Annotated in this window: 1 protein-coding gene (only partly in view); it reads right to left on the reverse strand. The window is 72.0% G+C overall.

Features of this window, described 5'->3' with window-relative positions; translation table 11 throughout:
* On the reverse strand, window positions 1-22052 hold the 3' portion of the coding sequence (locus D7X30_RS10575) for a non-ribosomal peptide synthase/polyketide synthase (RefSeq protein WP_233591505.1). The gene runs 10951 nt beyond the window's last position; the window shows 22052 of its 33003 coding nt (coding positions 10952-33003); its start codon lies beyond the right edge, outside the window — the gene reads right to left on this strand; its stop codon occupies window positions 1-3.

The raw sequence follows: 22052 nt of genomic DNA on the forward strand, positions 1-22052 counted from the left end.
CTACCGGGACGCGTCCCGCGCCATGCCCTGGAGCGCCTCCGTCAACCGCTCCACGAGCCGCTGGACGTGGGGCGCGCGCAGCAGCGAGTAGTGCGTGCCGGGGAGCACCTCGCGCGTCAGCTCGCCCTGGACGTGCGCGCTCCAGCCGTCATCTCCGCGCGTCGGGTCGTCGCCCGCCTGGAGCAGGAGGACGCGGCCGGTGAACGTTCCAGGGCGGTGGTGCTTCAGGGCGCGCAGGTTGCGGGTGAAGACGTGCAGGAGCGTACGTCCTGCCGCCGTGGCCGCTTCCGGCGTCGCGAGCTGGCCCTGGTCGAGCTCGAACAGCGCGGCCACCTGGTCTGCGTCGTCCACGTCGAGCGGCACGCGGTCATCCGTCGCCGGGCTGGCATCGATGAGCGCCACGAGCTCCACGGTCTCGCCCCGGGCCTGGAGCTGACGGGCCATCTCGAAGGCCACCAGGCCTCCCATGGACCAGCCGCCCAGCCGGTAGGGGCCGTGGGGCTGCACGGTGCGCACGGCGGACACGTAGAGCGCCGCCATCGCCTCCACCGTGTCGAGCGGCGGACGGCTCCCATCGAGCCCCTGGGACTGGAGCCCGTAGAAGGGCTGATCCGGGCCCAACTGCTTCGCCAACGCCGCGTACGCGAGCACGTTGCCGCCCACCGGGTGGACGCAGAAGAAGGGCCGCCGCGAGCCCTCGCGCTGGATGGGCACGAGCGGGGAGAAGACCGCGGGCGCCTGGCGCAGCAGCCGGGCCAGCGTCTCCACCGTGGGCGCCTGGAAGAGGGCGGCAAGGGGCAGCTCGCGCTGGAAGCGCTCCCGGATGCGGGCCATCAGCTTCACGGCGAGCAGGGAGTGGCCGCCCAGGTCGAAGAACGGACGTGTCACGCCAATGGGGCGGACGCCCAGCAGCTCCTCCCAGAGCGCCACCAGCTCCCGCTCCAGGTCGTCGCGTGGGGCGACCTCCGTGCTTTCGGAGGTACGGGAGGCCGGTGCATGCGGGATATGCATCCGGCGAAGCTCCTCGTCCGTCAGCAGCGTCCGCTGGTCCAGGGGCGCGTCGGGCGCGGCGAGGACGGTCTCCAGCAGCGTGCTCCAGCGCTCCATCAGCCGCTGGACCGTGGCGGCGTCGAAGAGGTCCGTGCTGTACGTGAGCGCACCCTGGAAGCCGTCGGGCTGCCGGGTGAGGGCCAGGTCCAGATCGAACTTCGCCGCCGTGGGAGTGACTTCCACGGCCTTCAGCGTCAGACCCGGGAGGGCGACCTCCGGCTCCGGTGTGTTGTGCAGCGCGAAGAGGGCCTGAAAGAGCGGGGTGCGGCCCAGGTCGCGCTCGGGCTGGAGCGCGTCCACCAGTCGCTCGAAGGGGAGGTCCTGGTGTTCGTACGCGCCGAGCGTGGTCGTGCGCACCTGCGCGAGGACCTTCCGGAACGACGTGTCCGCGGTGAAGCGGGCGCGGAGGACCAGCGTGTTGACGAAGAAGCCGATGAGGCCTTCGGTCTCCGCGTGACGGCGGTTCGCGATGGGCGTGCCCACCAGCACGTCGTCCTGTCCGGCGTACCGCGACAGCAGCAGCTGGAACGCGGCCATGAGCACCATGAAGGGCGTGGCGCCTTCCCGCTTCGCCAGTGCTTCCACCGCGTCACTCGAGGCCGGCGTCAGGTGGACGGGCCACCGTGCTCCCTGCGCGGAGCGGCGGACCGGACGGGGCCGGTCCGTGGGCAGCGCCAGCGCATGCGGTGCCCCTTCGAGCTGGCGCTTCCACCAGTCGAGCTGTCCCTCCAGCACCTGGCCTTCCAGCCACGAGGCCTGCCACCGGGAGAAGTCCGCGTACTGCACGGGCAGCTCCGGCAGTGGCGACGGCTGGCCCTGGCGGAAGGCTTCGTAGAGCGCCACCAGCTCGCGCACGAGCACCCCGAAGGACCAGCCGTCGGAGACGGTGTGATGCGTGCACAGCAGGAGCACGTGCTCCATCGAGTCCAGCCGCAGCAGTGTGAAACGAGCGAGGGGACCCGTGCCCAGGTCGAAGGGACGCAGCGCATCCGCGTCCACCCGGCGCCAGACCTCGGCTTCACGCGCGTTCGCGGGCAGGGCCTCCAGGTCCTCCGTGCGCAGCATTCCCGTGGGCGCGGGATGGATGCGCTGACGTGGCGTTCCGTCATGTGTCTCGAACGTCGTGCGCAGGGGTTCGTGCCGCTGCACCAGCGCGTCGAAGGCCCGCTGGAGGGCCGGGACGTCCAGCGCTCCGGACAGCCGCAGCGCGAAGGGCATGTTGTAGAGCGTGCTGCCCGGCTCCAGCTGGTCGATGAACCACAGCCGCTGCTGCGCGAAGGACAGGGGCGCGAGTCCGTCCCCCTGGGTCCGCGTCAGCGGCGGCAGCGCGGGCGTGGGCGCGGCGTCCGCCAACCGCTGGGCGAGGCCCGCCACGGTCGGTGTTTCGAAGAGGGCCCGGACGCGCAGCTCCACGCCGAAGTGGGCGCGCACGCGCGACACTACCTGCGTGGCCAGCAGCGAGTGCCCGCCCAGCTCGAAGAAGTTGTCGTGACGGCCCACGCCGGACACGCGGAGCAGCTCCTCCCAGATGGCGGTGAGGCGCTCCTCGGTGGGAGTCGCGGGAGGCTCGAAGCCCCGTGCCGAGCGCGACGATGCGTCCGGCGCGGGCAGGGACTTGCGGTCCACCTTGCCGTTCGGCGTCAGGGGCAGGACGGGCAGGGCGAGGAGGGCGGCAGGCACCATGTAATCGGGCAGGTGCCTTCGCAGGTGCTCGTGCAGTGGGGCGGTGTCGACGTTCGGCGTGACGTAGGCCACGAGCCGCGAGTCGCCCGGAACGTCCTCGCGCACCAGGGCCACCGCGTCCCGGACGCTGGGATGGGCGCGCAGCGTGGACTCGACCTCCCCCAGCTCGATGCGATAGCCGCGCAGCTTCACCTGGAAGTCCAGGCGGCCCATGAACTCCAGCGTCCCGTCCTCGCGCCACCGGGCCTTGTCGCCCGTGCGGTACAGGCGCGCTCCAGGCTCCGTGCCGAACGGGTCCGGCATGAAGCGCTCGGCGGTCAGGTGCGGCCGGCCCAGGTAGCCGCGCGCGACGCCCTCACCGGAGAAGCACAGCTCTCCGGGCAAGCCGAAGGGCACCAGTTCCTGCCGTTCATCGAGCAGGTACGCGCGCAGGTTGTCGAACGGCCGGCCGATGACGGGCAGCGCGGGGGACGTTTCCTCCAGCTCCCATGCGGTGGTCGCCACGGTGCATTCGGTGGGGCCGTAGGTATTGAAGGCCCGCGTGCGCCGGGTCGCGGCGAGCCGCCGCCAGAGCACCTCGTCCAGGGCCTCGCCGCCCACCAGCAGCAGTGACGGCAGTCGGGGGCGCTCCAACATCCCCGCGTCCAGCAGGAGCTTCAGCTGCGCGGGCGTGACGTCCAGTGTGTCCACCCGCGTCTGCTCCAGCCACGTGAGCATCCGCTCCGGCTCCAGCCGGAGGTCCCCCGGGACCAGGCACACGCAGTGGCCATCGATGATCCAGAGGAGCTGGTACACGGACGCGTCGAAGAACAACGGAGCGTTGACGCCGACCCTGAGCCCCGGCGGCTGTCCCTCGTACACGGTCCGCAAGAGCGCATGGCGCAGGTGGAGCACCGAACGGTGGCGCACCATCACGCCCTTGGGCGTGCCGGTGGAGCCAGACGTGTAGATGACGTAGGCGAGGTTCCCCGGCACCGCCGCCGGCGGCAGGTTGTCCAAAAACCTGTCGGACAGTCGGACAGGTTCCGAGCCGCCCGCCGCCGCCGGGGCGGCCTCCGAAAACCTGTCCGACAGTCGGACAGGTTCCGAGTCGCCCGCCGCCGCCGGGGCGGCCTCCGAAAACCTGTCCGACAGTCGGACAGGTTCCGAGTCGCCCGCCGCCGCCGGGGCGGTTTCCAAAAACCTGTCGGACAGTCGGACAGGTTCCGAGCCGCCCGCCGCCGCCGGGGCGGTTTCCAAAAACCTGTCGGACAGTCGGACAGGCTCCGAGTCGCCCGCCGCCGCCGGGGCGGTTTCCAAAAACCTGTCGGACAGTCGGACAGGTTCCGAGCCGCCCGCCGCCGGGGCGGTTTCCGAAAACCTGTCCGACAGTCGGACAGGTTCCGAGTTGCCCGCCGCCGCCGGGGCGGTTTCCAAAAACCTGTCGGACAGTCGGACAGGTTCCGAGCCATCCTCCGTCGTCGGCGGCGGGTTGCCCGAGAACCTGTCGGACAGTTGGACAGGTTCCGGGGCTTCCTCCGCCGCCGGGGCGTCCTCCGAGAACCTGTCGGACAGTCGGACAAGTTTTTCGTCCATCCGCACCAGGTGGGGCACGTCCGGGCGCCACGCCTCCAGTAGGGCCCGCGTGGTCACCAGCACGGACGCGCCAGAGTCTTTGAGGACGAACGACTTGCGCGCGGCGGGCGCGGCCGGGTCCAGCGGCACGAAGGCGCCCCCGGCCTTGTTCACCGCGAGCAGCGCGACGATGGCCTCCACCGAGCGCTCCAGGCACAGGCCCACCGTCACCTCCGGGCCCACCCCCAGCGACCGCAGTTGCCAGGCAAGCTGGTTGGCCCGCGCGTTGAGCTGCTGGAAGGACAGCGTCGTCTCCCCGAACACCAGGGCGTCCGCGTCCGGGGTCCGCGCCACCTGGGCCTCGAAGTGGCCGTGCAGCGTGCCGTCACCTTCGAAGGACGACACGCCCCCGGCCAGGTCGCCCAGGAGCTGTCGCCGTTCCTCCTCCGAAACGAGGGACAGTCCGGACAGTGGTCCATCCGGATTCGTGAGCACCGCCTCCAGCAGCACCCGCAGGTGGGTGAGCAGCCGCGCCATGGTGGGGCGCTCGAAGAGGTCCGTGGCGTATTCGAGCTTGCCCCGGAAGCCGTCCTCACGGCGGTCCAGGTCCAGGCTCAGGTCGAACTGCGACGTGGTGCGCTCCGCGAGGGCCGCGGGGCGCACGGTGAGGCCGGGCAGTGACAGCTCCGGCACCGGCGCGTTCTGGAGCGCGAACATCACCTGGAACAGCGGCATGCGGCCCAGGTCACGCGACGTTTGCAGGGACTCCACCAGCCGCTCGAAGGGGACGTCCTGGTGCTCGTAGGCGCCCAGCGTCGTGGCGCGCACCTGGGCCAGCAGCTCCCGGAACGTCGTCCGGGCGCCGAAGCTTCCACGCAGCACCAGCGTGTTGACGAAGAAGCCGATGAGGCCTTCGGTCTCCGCGTGGCGACGGTTCGCGATGGGCGTGCCCACCAGCACGTCGTCCTGGCCGGAGTAGCGGTGCAACACCGTCTGGAAGGCCGCGAGCAGCACCATGAAGGGCGTGGCGCCCTCCTGCTTCGCCAGGGCCTCCACACGCTCGGACAGGGCCCGGGGCAGGTGCACCGGCACCGTGTCTCCGCGCTGGGTGGAGACGGCGGGACGGGGCTTGTCGGTGGGAAGCTCCAGCGCCCGGGGCGCTCCTTCGAGCTGCTGGGCCCACCATGCCAGCTGCGCCTCCAGTGCCTCTCCCTGGAGCCAGGCTCGCTGCCAGAGCGCGAAGTCTGCGTACTGCACCGGCAGCTCCGGGAGCGCGGGCGGACGGCCTTCACGCAGGGCCGCGTAGAGGGCGGTGAGCTCGCGCACCATCACGCCCAGCGACCAGCCATCGGAGACGATGTGGTGGAGGTGCAGCACCAGCACGTGCTCCTCGGCCGCGAGCCTGAGTAGCAGGGCGCGGATGACGGGGCCACGCTCCAGGTCGAACGGCCGCTGGGACTCCGCTGTCACCAGGCGCTCCGCTTCGCGCAGCCGGGCTTCGGTGTCCTCCTGCGTGGTCAGGTCCACGCGCTCCAGCGGCACGGTGGCCTGCGTGTGGATGTGCTGGACCGGCTGGCCCGCCTCCGTGCGGAAGGTGGTGCGCAGGGATTCGTGCCGCGCCATCAACGCGTCCAGGCTTCCCTTCAGCGCGGCCTCGTCCAGTGCGCCGAGGAGCCGCAGGGCGACGGGCATGTTGTAGAGGGCGCTGCCCGGTTCGAGCTGGTCGATGAACCACAGCCGCTGCTGCGCGAACGACAGCGGCAGCAGCGGGGGCCTCGGGACTCGGGTGAGGGACGGCACGTGCTCGCGGTGGTTCGTGGTGGCGCCCATGTGCCGGGCGAGCGCGGCCACCGTGGGCGCGTTGAACAGCTCACCCAGGGGCAGCTCCACGCCCAGCGCCGAGCGGATGCGCGACACCACCTGGGTGGCCAGGAGCGAATGGCCTCCCAGGTCGAAGAAGTCATCGTGGATGCCCACGGCGTCCAGGTGCAGCACCTCCGCCCAGATGGCCGCGAGCTGTGTCTCCACGGCGTTGCGTGGGGCTTCGCTTGTGGACTCGGTGGACCGGGGCGCTTCGGGCACGGGCAGGGCCCTGCGGTCCACCTTGCCGTTCGGTGACAGCGGCAGGGACGGCAGCGCCACCCAGGCGGACGGCACCATGTAGTCCGGGAGCTGCCGCTGCGCGTGCGCCTTCACCCGGTCGGTGCTGGCGCTGTCTCCGTCGAGGACCACGTAGGCCACGAGCCGCTTCTCACCGGGGACGTCCTCGCGCGCGAGCACCACGGCCTCGCGAACATCCGGGGCCTGGCGCAGCACGGCCTCCACTTCTCCGGGCTCGATGCGGAAGCCGCGCAGCTTGAGCTGGAAGTCGGTGCGGCCCAGGAACTCCAGCGTGCCGTCGTCGCGCCAGCGGGCCCGGTCGCCCGTGCGGTACAGGCGGGCGCCCGGCATGGCGGAGTGGGGATGGGGGATGAACCGCTCGGCGGTGAGGTCCGGCCGCTGGAGGTAGCCCCAGGCCAGACCGTCACCACCGACGTACAGCTCGCCAGGGAGCCCCGGCGGCAGGGGCTGAAGGTGCTTGTCCAACACCCACGCGGTGGAGTTCGCCAGCGGCCGGCCGATGGGCACCGAGCGCTCCACGGTGTCCCCCGCGCGCAGCGTGTGCGTGGTGGAGAAGGTGGTGTTCTCCGTGGGGCCGTACCCGTTGACGAGCACGGCGTCCGGCGCCATCCGCGACAGGTGTTCCCGCACGCGAGGCACGGGCAGCACGTCCCCGCCTGCCAGCACCTGCCGCACGCCCGCGACCGGCGCGCCTTCGTGAAGGACCATCTGCTCGAAGAGGGCGGCGGTGAGCCACAGCGTGGTGACGCCCTCCATGGCGAGCAGCGTGCCCAGCTCCGACAGTGAGAGCGCATGCGGCGGTGCGAGCACCAGCTTCGCGCCGTGCAGCAGCGCGCCCCAGAGCTCCAGCATGGAGGCGTCGAACGCGACCGGCGCGGCCTGGAGGAAGACCTGCTCCGGACCGAAGGCGATGAAGCCATTGCCCCGGACGAGGCGCACGATGCCCCGGTGCGGCACGCAGACACCCTTGGGACGGCCGGTGCTGCCCGACGTGAACATCACGTAGGCCAGCGCCTCCGCGGGCACCCGCACGTCCAGCGGCGTGACCGGCTGCTTCGCGATCAGGTCCGCTTCCGCGTCCAGCAGCACGAACAGCCCGGTCACCGCCGGCAGTTCATCCGCCAGGGCTGCCTGCGTGACGAGCACGCTGATGCCCGCCTCCTGGAGCACCCAGGCCGTGCGGTCCGCCGGGGCCTTCGCCTCCACGGGGACGTAGGCCGCGCCCGCCTTGAGGATGCCGAGCATGCCGGTGACGAGCTCCGGCGAACGTTCCATGCACAGCCCCACGCGGTCCCCGGGCCGCACGCCCAGCCGGCGCAGATGGTGCGCGAGCTGGTTCGAGCGGCGCTCCAGTTCGCCATACGTGAGCTCACGCGCAGCACCCGGCGCCGTGTCCACCGATGGGAAGGACCCCGGACTCGCGGGCATCTTCACGGCGATGGCGTCTGGCGTGCGCGCGGCCTGCTCCGCGAACAGCGCGGGCACGGAGGCGTCACGCGGATACTCCGTCGCGGTGTCGTTCCAGGTGGCGAGTACGTGGTGCCGCTCCTCGGGAGTCAGCAGCGGCAGGTGCGTGAGCGGCGTCCCTGGCGACGCCACCGCGGCTTCGAGCAGCACGTTCAGGTGCCGGGCCATTCCGGCCACCGTGCCGGGCGTGAACAGGGCGGTGTTGAAGTTGAGGCCTCCCGTGAAGCCCTCGGGGGCGCGGTGCAGCAGCAGCTCCAGGTCGAAGCGGATGGCGCCCGGGTCGGCGTTCATCGGTTGGAGCGTCAGGCCGGGTAGGGCCAGCGGTGGCAGCGGCGCGTTCTGCAGCGTGAAGGTGACCTGGAAGAACGGCGTGCGGGACGCGTCGCGCGCGGGGTGCAGCGCCTCGACGAGCTTCTCGAACGGGAGGTCCTGGTGCTCGTAGGCGCCCAGGGTGGTGTCCCGCACGCGCGAAAGCAGCGAGACGAAGGTGTCGTCGTCGAGTAGCCGGGTGCGCAGGACGACGGTGTTGGCGAAGTAGCCGATGAGGGCTTCGGACTCGGCGTGGCGGCGGCCCGCGATGGGCGAGCCCACCAGCACGTCGTCCTGGCCGGCATAGCGGCCGAGCAGCACCTGGAACGCGGCCAGCAGCACCATGTACGGCGTGGCGCCCTCGCGCTTCGCCAGTGCCTCCAGGGCTTCGCTGGAGGCCCGCGGGAGGGTGAAGGGCAGCAGGGCGCCCTGGAAGGTCTGCCGGGCCGGACGCGGATGGTCCGTGGGCAACTCCAGGTGCGACGGCGCGCCTTCCAGCTGCCGCCGCCAGTAGCCGAGCTGCGCGTCCAGCACCGCGCCCTGCAACCAGTCGCGCTGCCACAGCGCGTGGTCGGCGTACTGCACCGGCAGTTCGGGCAGCGGGGAGGGGAGGTTCTGGGAGAGCGCGGCGTAGAGCGTGCCCATCTCGCGCACCAGGACGCCGGTGGACCAACCGTCGGAGATGATGTGGTGCAGGTTCAGCACCAGCACGTGCTCCGAGGACGACAGCTTCAGCAGCAGGGCCCGGAGGAGGGGACCCTGCTCCAGGTCGAACGGGGTGCGCGCCTCTGCGTGGGCGAGCCTGGTGGCTTCGGCGCGGCGCTGCTCCAGGTCCGGGATGCCGGTGAGGTCCACCTGTCGCAGGGGCAGCGGACTGGGAGCGTGGATGACCTGCTCCGGGGCCCCTTCGTATTCGCGGAACGTGGTGCGCAGGACTTCATGCCGGCGCACCAGCCGGTCGAAGCTCCGCTGGAGCGCGACAGGGTCCAGCGTGCCTTCCAGCCGGAGCGAGAACGGCATGTTGTAGGCGGTGTCCGCGGTGCCCAGTTGATGGATGAACCACAGCCGCTGCTGCGCGAACGACAGCGGCAGCACGGCGGGCCGCACGCCACGGGTCAACGGCGTGAGGCCGGTGGGATCGGCCTTCGGAGGCTCGGCCTGTGCGGGCGCCACGGAGCCGGACGGAGCGATGCGCCGGGCCAGCGCCTCCACGGTGGGGGCTTCGAACAGCGTGCGCAGCGGCACCTCCTGGCCCAGGCGCGCCCGCACGCGCGCGGCCACCTGGGTCGCGAGCAGCGAGTGTCCGCCCAGCTCGAAGAAGCTGTCCCGCACGCCGACCCGCGCGATGCCGAGCACCTGCGCGAAGATCTCCGCCAGGGCGCGCTCGGTGTCGTCGCGCGGGGCGATGGGCTCCGCGCGTCCGGCGGTGGGCGCGTCCGGCGCGGGCAGGGCCTTGCGGTCCACCTTGCCGCTGGAGGTGAGGGGCAGCGCCTCCAGGCGGACGATGGCGGAGGGCACCATGTACTCGGGCAGCCGCGAGTGCAGGAACGTGCGCAGTCCGGCCACGTCGAGCGTCCCCTCGTCGACACGAACATAGGCGACGAGGCGCGGTCCTCCCGTGCCTTCCTGGCGGACGACGGCCACGGTGTCACGCACGCCGGGCCAGGACTGGACCGCGGCTTCGATGTCGCCCAGTTCGATGCGGAAGCCGCGCAGCTTCACCTGGAAGTCCGCGCGGCCCAGGTACTCCAGCGTGCCGTCCATGCGCCACCGGGCGATGTCGCCCGTGCGGTACAGGCGGGCGCCGGGCGTGTCGCTGAAGCCGTCGGGGATGAAGCGCTCGGCGGTGAGCGAGGGGCGGCGCCAGTAGCCCCGGCCCACCTGTACGCCGCCGATGAAGAGCTCACCCGGGATGCCCACTGGCACCGGTTGGCCGTGAGCATCCAGGACGTGCATGCGCGTGTTGGCCACGGGCCGGCCAATGGGAACGACTCGCAGGGCTTCGTCGCGCGGGCACTCCCAGGACGTCACGTCCACGGCGGCCTCGGTGGGGCCGTAGAGGTTGTGCAGCGTGGTGCGCGGCAGGCGCGACTGGGCACGGAGCACCAGGTCCACGGGCAGGGCTTCGCCGCTGCACATCACCTGGCGCAGGCGCGTCAGGGACTCCAGGCCGGGCTCCTCCACGAAGGCGCGCAACATGGACGGCACGAAGTGCGTGGTCGTTACGTCCTCGCGCGCCATGAGTGCCACCAGGTAGTCCGGCTCCTGATGCCCGCCGGGCCGCGCGAGCACCAGCCGCGCGCCCGTCATCAGGGGCCAGAAGAACTCCCAGACGGACACGTCGAAGCTGAACGGCGTCTTCTGCAGCACCGTGTCCGACGGCGTCAGGCCGTAGCGGCCCTGCATCCAGCGCAGGCGGTTGACGACGCCCGCGTGCGCGTTCATCGCGCCCTTGGGACGGCCCGTGCTGCCAGACGTGAAGATGACGTAGGCGAGGGAGTCCTCACCGGCGAGCGGCGGAGGCCGGACGGTGGGCTCGCGCGCGATGGCCTCCCACTGGGTGTCGAGCGCGATGACATGCGCGGCGGCGTGGACGTCTCTCGTCGCATCCCGAGCGATGCCGTGCCGGGCATGCGAATGCAGCGCGGTGCTGATGCCTTCGTGGGCATCTCGCGCGATGACGTGCGCGGCATGCGAATGCAGCGCGGTGCTGATGCCTTCGTGGGCATCTCGCGCGATGACGTGAGCGGCATGCGGAGGCAGCGCGGCGCGGAGGCGCTCTTGCACGAGGAGCACGGGCGCGGCGGTGTCCTCCAGCATTCCTGCGAGCCGTTCCGAGGGCGTGGCCGGATCCAACGGGACGTAGGCCGCGCCGGACTTCAGGACGCCCAGGAGGGCAACCATCATCTCCAGCGAGCGTTCCATGCAGACGCCCACCAGGGTCTCCGGACCCGCGCCGCGCGCACGCAGGTGGTGCGCGAGCTGGTTGGCCCGGGCTTCGAGCTGCGCGTACGTGAGGCGCTGGTCCTCGAACTGGAGCGCAATGGCCTCCGGCGTTCGTTCGGCCTGGGACTCGAAGAGGTGGTGGAGCGTGGCGCCGGTGGGGAAGTCCACGCGCGTGTCGTTCCAGCCGCGCAGCACCTGTTCGCGCGCGGCCGGCGTGAGCAGCGACAGGGTGGAGACCGGTGCGTCCGGTGCGGCGACGACCGCCTTCACCAGCACTGTCAGGTGCTCCGCCATTCGCTCCAGGGTCGCGGCGTCGAAGAGGGCGGTGGCGTACTCCAGGCGGCAGCGCAGGCCGTCGCGCTGCTCCCAGACCTCCAGGCTCAGGTCGAACTTGGACGTCGTCACCGGCACGTCCACGCCGCCAATCTGGAGCCCGGCGCCTCCAGTCGTCTGGGCCTCGGGCACGTTGATGACGTTGAGGACCGTCTGGAACACCGGCGTGCGGCTCAGGTCGCGAGGCACCTGGAGCACGTCCACCAACTGCTCGAAGGGCATGTCCTGGCGCGCGTAGCCGCCCAGGGCCTGCTGCTTCACGCGCGAGAGGAGCTCCCGGAAGCCCGGAGCCCCATGGAGCCTCGCGCGGAAGGCGAGCGTGTTGACGAAGCAGCCCAGCAGGCCTTCCACCTCGGGGCGAGAGCGGCCCGCGATGGGCGTGCCCACCGCGAAGTCGTCCTGTCCGGAGGTGCGGGAGAGCAGCACCTGGAACAGCGCCATCAGGACCATGAAGGACGTGGCGCCTTCACGGCGGCCCAACGAGAGGAGCGGCTCGGACAGCTCGCGAGGCAGGTGGAAGGCGTGCGCGGCGCCCGCGTAGGACTGCGCTGCGGGGCGGGGATGGTCGGTGGGCAGCTCCAGCGGCGGCGTGCCCTGGATCAGGTCCTTCCACCAGCGGGCCTGTTCCTCCAGCACCGGCCCGGTCAGCCACGTGCGCTGCCACACGGCGTAGTCGGCGTACTGCACCGGCAGGGGCGGCAGGACGGAGGGAACACCCGCGCTGGCGCAGGCGTAGAGGACCGGAAGCTCGCGGCTGAGCACCAGGGCGCACCAGGCGTCGGAGACGACGTGGTGCAGGAGCAGGTGGAGGACGTGCGTGTCCGGAGCCAGCCGCAGCAGCAGCGCGCGGGCCACGGGGCCCGTGTCCAGGTGGAAGGGCGTGGCGGTGTACGCCTGGCAGCGGTGAAGCATGGCGGCCTCGCGTGCCTCGGCCGTGTCGCCGGGAACATCCTCCGTCTCCAGGGGCAGGGGGCAGGTCGCGTGGATGACCTGCACGGCGCCGGTGTCACCCAGGGCGTACGTGGTGCGCAGGACCTCATGGCGTTCCACGAGCGAGTGGAGCGCCGTCTGGAGCGCGGTGACATCCAGCGCCCCCGTGAGCCGGAAGATGATCGCGTTGTTGTAGGCGGTGCTCTCCGGCTCCAGCTCCTGGAGGTACCAGAGGCGCTGCTGCGCGAACGACAGCGGCAACGGCCGGTCGCGCGGCGCACGCGGGATCGTCTGGAGCGCACCGGAGGCGCTGGGAGTCTCCGCGTGCACGGTCGCGGCCGGAGAGCTCGGGGCGGCAGGAGACGCGGGGCGCGGTGCGGGCAGCTTGAAGGCAGGGAGGTTCACGGCCTCGACACGGCCATCGGCGCGCAGGCGCACGGGCCGGCCGGTGCGGTAGAGGCTCTCGGAGCCACTCAGCGGATGGGGCACCAACCTGTGCGGCGCCTCACCCGTCGCCCTCCAAAGGGCGGCGGGCAGACCCGCGCCCGACAGGGCCAGCTCTCCGACGACGCCCGCGGGCACGGGCGCACCGGCCGCGTCCAGCACCCAGACGTCCAGGCCCGGAGGCAGCTTCTCCTCCGGTGCACGCGGCAGCAGGCCGCCATCCCGGGCCTCCCCAGCGAGCAGCACGTCGCCGCCCGCCGTGCGCTGGAGCGCCGACGCCAGCTCCGCGGACGCGTTCTCCAGGACCCATGCCCCTACCGGGGCCAGGGCCTCGCGCGCTCCCGGGAGGTCCGTCAACGCGCGGGCCAGCCGTGCCGTGGTGTTCACCAGCACCGCGCCCGACTGCTTCGCCAGGGACAGCAACTCCTCCGCATCCGTCTCCTGCTCGCCGCGCACGCGCCGCGAGTGTGCCGCCGCATCGGAGGCCACGGCCTCGCGGGCCCTGGCCAGTCGCTGGAGTCCTTCCAGGACGACCGGCGTCTCCAGGCCGAAGTCGATGAGGCACGTCACCTCGTCCACATCCGAGGCCCGCACCTCGCGCAGCCGCTGGATGCCGCTCTCCACCGTGCCGATGAGGCCGGTGCCCTTCGCGTGGTGCTCGAAGGTGTGCTCCAACAGCGCGTCGATGTCCTCTCGGGACACCTTGGCGATCTCCCCCTGATACCCCTGCGCGGCGAGCAGCGACGTGGTGATGTCCGCCGAGCTCCGGAAGTACGCCAGCAGCGGCTTGCGCACCTGCCGGAGGACCTCCGCCTCGTCGTCACCCAGGTACGTGTGCAGCATGCAGGTGATGTGGCCCCGGCCGGGGTGTCCGTTGCGGCGCCACGCCTCGCGGTAGAGGGCCACCTTCGGCTTCAGCTCCTCCAGCGAGTGGGCGAAGAGGCCCGTGAGCACGCCTGCGCCCAGCTCGCCCGCGAGCCGGAATGTCTCCGGGTTCGCGGTGGCGGTGAGCCACACGGGCAGCTCGCGCTGCACCGGCTTCGGGCGCAGGCCCACCTCCACGGTGACGCCGTTGCCGCCCGGACGCCGCAGCCGGTCTCCCCGCCACAGGCCTCGCAGCGTCTCCAGGTGGCGCAGCAGGATGTTGCGCCGGTCGGCGTAGTTCCCGGGCGCGAAGATGAAGTCCTGCACGTGCCAGCCCGTGGCCACCGATACGTCGACGCGGCCCTGCGACAGGTTGTCCACCACCGCCCACTGCTCCGCGACGAGCAGCGGATCATGCAGCGGCAACACGACGCTGCCGGAGCGCAGGCGCAGGTGCTTCGTGACGGACGCGAGCGCGGCGGAGACCACAGCGGGCTGCGGGTAGATGCCGCCGAACGAGTGGAAGTGCCGCTCGGGCGTCCAGATGGCCGAGAAGCCGTGCGCGTCCGCGAACTTCGCACCCTCCATCAGCAGCTCGTACTTGGGCCCGGTGAGCGAGTCCTCGTCATTGGCGAAGTACGACAGGCTGAGCTGAAGCGGACGCGATGCCGCCTCGTCCGAGGAACCCCGGCGCGATGCGGTGGCCTCGGAGGGGAACAGCACGCGCAGGCCGCGCGACAGGGCCCAGAGGGCTTCCAGTTCGGGCTTCTCGGGAGCGGGTTCGGAGGCGGCGAGCCACGTAGTGCCCGGCGCCGGACGCAGCCGCGCATCCAGGCCCGCGAAGAAGCCCGTGAGCGACGTGTGACTCAGTGCCCACGCGGGCTGGCCCGCACCCATGGGCAGGAGCCACGCTAGGGACTCCGGCGAGGGAAGCGGCAGCGCCTCCGCCACCGTCAACGGCGACGCGTCTCCCAGCACCTCTTCGACGTGCAGGACGCGTGAGGACTCCAGGCGTGCCGAAGTGAAGAGCCCGCGCCAGGTGACGAGCCGGGGCACGACACTGCCTTCCACGGCATAGACGGCCAGCGAGTCCAGGTCCGTGGGCCCGAGCGCCACCGGCGCGCCGCCTGCCTCCAGCACGCCCCATAGCGCGGCCAGCTTCTCCGGCGACGCACGGAGGCAGAGCGCCACGGGCTCTCCCGGCCGGAGTCCCTGCTCCCGCAGCCTCGACGCGAGCCTTCTCGCGCGCGAGGCCAGCTCACGCCAGGTCCAGGTCCGCCCGGCCTGCTCCACGGCGACGGCGTCCGGCTGCCGCAGCGCGTGTTCGCGCAGGCGTGCGGGCAGGACGGGGGCCTGAGTGATGGGCGGGGGCGCGGGCCATTCGCGGCGTTCGGCGCCGGTGGCCAGCGGCAGGCGGGAGAGGGGCTGCTCGGGCCGGGCCAGCGCCGCGCCGAGCAACACCTGGAGGTGCTCCAGCATCCGCCGCGCGGTGGAGGCGTCGAACAGCTCCGTCGCGTACTCCAGCGCGCCGTGGATGCGGCCGGGTTCCTCGGTGAGGATGAGCGTCAGGTCCGACAGCGTGGCGCCCCATTGCACGGGCGTGCCCGGGACTTCGATGAACGTGCCCCGCGCTCCGACGGCCGCCAGCGCGTCGCCGCCCATCTCCAGGTTCGAGTGGTAGACGAACACCGTGTCCGTCATGCGCTCCCGGCCGATGTCGCGCCCGGGGACGAGCTGTTCGACGAGCATCTCGAAGGGCACGTCCGGCCGCGACTGCACGTCGGTGACCTCGCGTCGCACGCGGTGCAGGAGCTCGCGGAAGCTCGGGTCATCCCCCACGTGGGTGCGGAACGCGGCCGAGTGCGCCACGTAGCCGATGAGCGGCAGCAACTCCGGCCGCGTGCGGTTGCCAATGGGCGTGCCGACGATGAGGTCCGCCTGCCCGGTGTAGCGGTGCAGGAGCGCGTTCCACGCGGCGAGCACCGTCATGTACGACGTGAAGCCCTCGCCGCGTCCAAAGGCGACGAGCGCCTCGGCGAGCTTCGGTGGGAAGTCCAGCACCATGCGCTCGGAGGTGAGCGGGCAGCTCGCGGGCCGGGGCCGGTCCGTGGGGATGCCGAGCTGCTTCGGCATGCCGGCCAGGCGCTGACGCCACCACTGTTCCTGTTCGGGGAAGCGCGCCTCCGCGAGCGACTGCCGCTGCCACGCGCCGAAGTCCGCGTACTGCACGGGCAGGGGCGCCAGCGGGGACGGCCGGCCCTGGAGGAAGGCGGCGTAGAGCTGCCCCACCTCCTGGAGGAAGAGGGACGTGGAGAGCGTGTCGCAGACGATGTGGTGGATGGCGCAGACCAGCAGGTGCAGGTCCGCGCGCAGGCGCACGAGCGTGGTGCGCAGCACGGGGCCTCGCACCAGATCGAAGGGGCGCGCGGCGTCCTCGCGGGCGATGTGGAGCGAGGCCTCCTCGCGTTCCCCGGGCGTGCCTTCCACCTCCACGATGGGAAGCGGGATGCGCACGTGGGGATGGAAGCGCTGCACGGGCCGGCCATCCACGGCGTCGTAGGTGGTGCGCAGGGCTTCGTGGCGCTGGACGACCTCCTGGATGGCCCGCTCCAGGATGGCGGCGTCGGCAGGGCCTTCCAGGCGCAGGACGAAGGGAATCGTGTACGCCGACAGGCCGGGGAGGTGCTGCTCCAGGCGCCAGACGCGCTCCTGCACGAAGGACAGGGGCAGCGGCTCCGTGCGGGAGCGGGGCACGAGTGGCAGCTCGCGCGTGGGCTCCCGGGCGGGGGCCTGTTGGAGCAGCGGTTCGATGCGGGAGGCGAGCCCCGCGACGGTGGGCGCTTCGAAGAGGGCGGCCAGCGGCACCTGGACGTGGAAGGTGTCGCGGAGCTGATTGAGCAGCTGTGCGGCCATCAGCGAGTTGCCACCCAGCTCCAGGAAGTTGTCGTCGCGTCCGACGAAGTCCACGCCCAGGCGCTGACGCCACAGCGTGGCGATGCGGACCTCCACGTCACCGCGAGGCGTGTCCTCACGGCCCCCTGGAACCGGGAGGGCAGGGCGCTCCGCGGGCGGAGGCGCCACCGCTGCGCTCGTGCTCACGGGCGCGGAGGACGACAGACCTGGCATGCCGATGTGAGCGCTCATGGACGGATCGCGCGACACCGCGGACGACGCGAGCGGTCCGGTGACGGCGCTCGTGGACGGGGCGTGCGAAGACGGGGACGGCGCGAGCGTGCCGGTGGAGACGGTCACCCGTGCCTGCGTTGGCGAGGCCATCGCGGACGTGTCGGTCAGGCCCGCCGTCGCGTGAGCACGGACGGGCGGAGCGGAGACCGGAGGGAGTCCACCGGCCGGGGCCGTGTGAGGCGCGGACGCGGTCACCACGGCCGCAGGCGCGACGTCCTGTCCCGCGGCTCCCGTCTCGATGGCCGCACCGTCCTGAGTGCGAGGCTCCACCCAGCAGCGCTTGCGCAGGAACCTGTACGTCGGCAGGTGCACGCGGCGGCGCTGCTCGTGGGCGTAGAACGCGGTCCAGTCCACCTCCAGGCCCTGCGTCCACAGCTCGCCCACGCACTGGAACAACCCCGACTGCTCCGTCGTCGCACCGCCCCGGCGCAGCGACGCGAGCGCCTTTACTCGCTCCCGGTCCTCACCCAGGCACGCGCGAATCAGCGGGGTGAGGTCCTGGCCGGGCCCCACCTCCAGGAGCACGCTGCACCCTTCCTCCAGAAGGGCCCCCACCGCGTCCGTGAAGCGCACGGGCTGCCGCATCTGCGTGGCCCAGTACTCCGGCGCGGCCAGCTCACCCGGACGCGCCAGCGCCCCCGTGAGGCTGGAGACGTACCGCACGGAAGGCTCGCTGCGCTGGAGCGCACCCACCGCGCGCGCCAGCTCCGCCATCAACGGCTCCACGTCCGCCGAGTGGAACGCATGACCCGACGGCATGCGCACTGCGCCCGCCTTGCGCTGCTGCAACACCGCCTGGAGGCGCTCCACCTCGTCCACGGGGCCGGAGACGACACACCGGTCCGGCGCGTTGATCGCCGCGAGCGTCAGCCGTCCGGACAGCAGCGGCCGGACCTCCGTCGCCGGCAGCGCCACGCCGAGCATCGCGCCCGGAGGCAACCGGTGCATCAGCTCGCCTCGGACCACGGCCAGCCGCAGCGCATCCGGCAGCGAGAGCACACCCGCGACACAAGCGGCGGCGTACTCACCGAAGCTGTGCCCCAGCGCGGCGTGCGGAACGATGCCCCACGCCTGCCACAGCCGAGCCAGCGCCACCTGCACCGTGAACAGGGCCGGCAGCGCGGCACGGGTGTCGGAGAGCATCGCGGACGCCTCCGTCTCCTGGCCCGGTCCCGGACGCAGCAGCGTCTCCACCCGCGAACGCAGCGGCGCATCCAGCAGCGTCAGGCATGCATCCACCTGCGCGCGGAACGCCGGCACGGACGCATCCAGCTCCCGCCCCATGCCCACCTGCTGCGAGCCCTGACCGGAGAAGACGAACGCCACCCGCTTGCGGCGCGCCCCCTCCACGTCCTTCAAGCGCGAAGGCGTAGCCGTCTTGCGAAGCTGCTTCGCCAGGTCCGCCGAGTCCCGGGCGACCACCGCTCTCCGGTACTCGAAGGCCCGGCGTCCCACCGCCTGCGTATACGCGGCGTCCGCGAACACTCCTCCATCCCCCGCGACCTCCACGGAGAACCGGGCCGACAACGCCTCCAGCGACTCCGGCGAGCGCGCCGACAGCACTCGCAACGCCAGCTGCTTCGCCGCCGCCTCCAAGGCTTCCGGCGAACGCGCGGACAGGATTTGATCCGCCAGCTTCAACGACGCGGCCTCCAGCGCCTCCGGAGACCGGTCCGCCAGCACGTGCGACGCCAGCGCCAGCGCTCCCGCCTCCAGGGACTCCGGCGAGCGCGCCGACAGCACGAACAGCTGGTGCGAGCGCGTCGTGGGCCCGCTCCGCACGACAGGCGCCTCCTCCAGTACGGCGTGCGCATTCGTCCCGCCCACGCCAAACGAGCTCACCGCCGCGCGCCGGGGTGTCTTCCCCCGAGGCCAGGGCCGCAGGCGCGTGTTGACGAAGAACGGCCCCGCGTCGAAGTCGATCCGCGGGTTCGGAGACTCGAAGTGGAGGCTGGGAGGAATCTCCTCCTCGCGCAGCGACAGCGCGACCTTGATGAGCCCCGCGAGCCCCGCCACCGTGTCCAGGTGGCCCACGTTCGTCTTGAGCGACGCCAGGGGGATGGTGCCCCGGTGCTCGGGTCCCAGGCCGTAGGCGCGCTGGAGCGCAGCGACCTCGATGGGGTCGCCCAGCGGGGTCGCCGTCCCGTGCGCCTCCACGTAGCCGATGTCCGTCGCGGTCACGCCTGAACGGCGCAGCGCCTGCGTGATGACGGTCGCCTGTCCCTGCACGCTGGGCGCCGTGAAGCCGGACTTGTCGCGCCCGTCGTTGTTGACGGCGGTGGCCCGGATGACGGCGTGGATGGGGTCGCCGTCACGGACCGCGTCCTCCAGCCGCTTGAGCACCACGGCCGCCACGCCGCTGCCGGAGACGGTGCCCTTGCCCTTCGCATCGAAGGCGCGGCAGTGGCCGTCCGGGGAGTAGATCATCCCCTCCTGGTGCACGTAGCCGGTGCGCTGTGGCACGGACAGCCGCGTCGCGCCCGCGAGCGCCACGTCCGACAGTCCGGACAACAGGTTCTGACACGCGACGTGCACCGCCACGAGCCCCGTGGAGCACGCCGTGTACACGAGCATGCTCTCGCCGGTGAGCCCCAGCTTGTAGGACACCTTCGTCGGCAGGCTCTGGTAGGTCGCCGTGCCGTACAGCTCGAAGAACGCCGCCGAGTCCAACGGCAGGTGCCGCTGCACCTCGTTCGCGTAGCCGGACTCGTTCGCGCCCGCGAAGAGGGAGATGACGCCCGGGAAGCGCGCGGGGTCGAGGCCCGCGTCCTCCAGCGCCGCCCACGCGCACTGGAGGAACATCCGCTGCTGCGGGTCGGTCCACTGCGCCTCGCGCAGGGACATGTCGAAGAACGCGGGATCGAACTGGTCGATGTCCGCGAGCACACCCTGCGCGGGCACGAACCCTGGATGCTGTGTCAGCGACACGCCCGGAGGCAGGCCGGGCATCGGCTCCAGCTCCTCGGGAGTGAAGCGGGAGATGGACTCCACGCCCTCACGCAGGTTGCGCCAGAACTCCTCCACCGACGCCGCGCCAGGGAAGCGCCCGGACATGCCGATGATGGCGATGGCGTTTGATGGCAGCGCTGGCGTTCGCTCCGTCGCGCCCCCTGACGGCATGGGCGTGGAGGCGGAGTTGGAAGGCATGGGCGCGGGAACCGGAGCGGAAGCAAGCGTGGATGGCACGGACGCGACGGGCTCCACTGTTGCCGTGGATTCAGGAGCCGTGGGCGCAATAGGGGGCGGCGTGGGCGCGAGGCTGGGCTGCTTGGGATACCCCTCTCGCTCCAGTCTTCGGGCCAGCCCGTGGACCGTCGGGTGTTCGAACAGCCAGACCACGGGCACGTCGCGCTGGAGCGACTCGTGCAACCGGCTGGCGACGCGGACCACGGTGAGCGACGTGCCACCCAGGTCCTCGAAGAAGTGGTCGTGGACACCGACGCTCCGGGCACCCAATTCCCGGGCCCAGATGGCGGCGAGCTGTTCCTCCAGCGGATCCGCGGGCTCCACGAACCGCCCCTTGCGAGCACTCGCCGCGACGTCCGGCGCGGGCAGGGCCTGACGGTCCAGCTTGCCGGTGGCGGAGAGGGGCAGCACGGGCAGCGGGACGAACGCGGCCGGGACCATGTACTCGGGCAGCCGCTGTCGCAGGTGTTCGCGCAGCGCCTGGACGTCCAACGCGCTGGCCACCACGTAGGCCACGAGCCGCTTGTCGCCGGGCACGTCCTCGCGCACGAGCACGGCCGCGTCGGTGAGGGCGGGCCAGTCCCGGAGGGCGGCTTCGATCTCGGACAGCTCGATGCGGTAGCCGCGCACCTTCACCTGGGTGTCGATGCGGCCCAGGAACTCCAGGCTCCCGTCCGCGCGCCAGCGCACCCGGTCTCCCGTGCGGTACACGCGCTCTCCGGGCGTGGTGGCGAAGGGGTGGGGGATGAAGCGCTCGGCGGTGAGGTCCGGGCGGGAGAGGTAGCCCCGCGCGAGCCCGTCCCCGCCGATGAGCAGCTCACCCGGCACACCTACGGGCACCGGCCGCAGCGAGCCGTCCACCACGAACGTCCGCGTGTTAGGCAGCGGAGGCCCGATGGGGATCGCCTCGGCCGAGACGTCCTCGGGGCGCTCCATGCGGAGGCAGCAGGTGAAGACGGTGGCCTCGGTGGGGCCGTAGCCGTTGACCACCGGGAGGCCCAGCGTCTCCACCACGCGGCGCGTGTGCGTGGGGGACAGGACGTCCCCGCCGACGAAGAGCTGCCGCAATCCGCGCAGCACCTCGCGCTTCACGTCCACCACCTGCGCGAACAATCCCGCGGACAGGTAGAGCGACGTGACGCCATGGCGGCGGATGACCTGGCCCAGCAGCTCCAGGTCGGTGGGCGGCTGCGGCGGGAAGACCACCAGCCTGCCGCCGGACAGCAGCGGCCCCCACAGCTCCAACGTCGACGCGTCGAAGGACAGCGGAGCCATCAGCAGGAACGTCTCGTCCGGAGTGAAGCAGGCCCAGGGGGCACCGTGCAGGAGCCGCAGCACGCCCCGGTGCTCCACGGCGACGCCCTTGGGGCGCCCGGTGCTCCCGGAGGTGAAGTCCACATACGCGAGGTTCCGCGAGGACAGCGCCACGTCCGGAGCCGTGGAGGGCTGTTCCTCCAGGCGCGTCTCCTCCACGAAGACGCAGGGCACGCCCTCCGCGACCGGCAGCGAGGCCCGCAGCGCGCGGGTGGTGACGAGCAGTCGGGGCGGCGCGTCCTCCAGCATGAGGGCCAGTCGCCGCGCGGGGTACGCGGCATCCAGGGGGACATAGGCCCCACCCGCCTTGAGGATGGCCAGGAGCGTGACGACGAGCTCCACGGAGCGCTCCAGGCACACCGCCACCAGCGCATCCGGCCCCACGCCCTGCGAGCGCAGCACCCAGGCCAGCGCATTCGCCCGAGCATCGAGCCGCGAATACGTCAGCCGCGCGTCACCCGACTCCAGCGCGATGGCCTCCGGACGCTGTGCGACCTGGAGCGCGAAGCGTTCCACGAGGTTCGATTCACGCGGGTAGTCCACGTCGGTGGCGTTCCAGTCCGTGAGCACCTGCTGGCGCTCCTCGTGCGTGAGCCATGCCACCTGGGCCAGCGGGACGTCCGGAGCGGCGACGACGGCGTCCAGCAACGTGCGCAGGTGCCCGG

Origin of the sequence: Corallococcus sp. AB011P, from assembly GCF_003611605.1 — a bacterium.
Classification (GTDB): domain Bacteria; phylum Myxococcota; class Myxococcia; order Myxococcales; family Myxococcaceae; genus Corallococcus; species Corallococcus coralloides.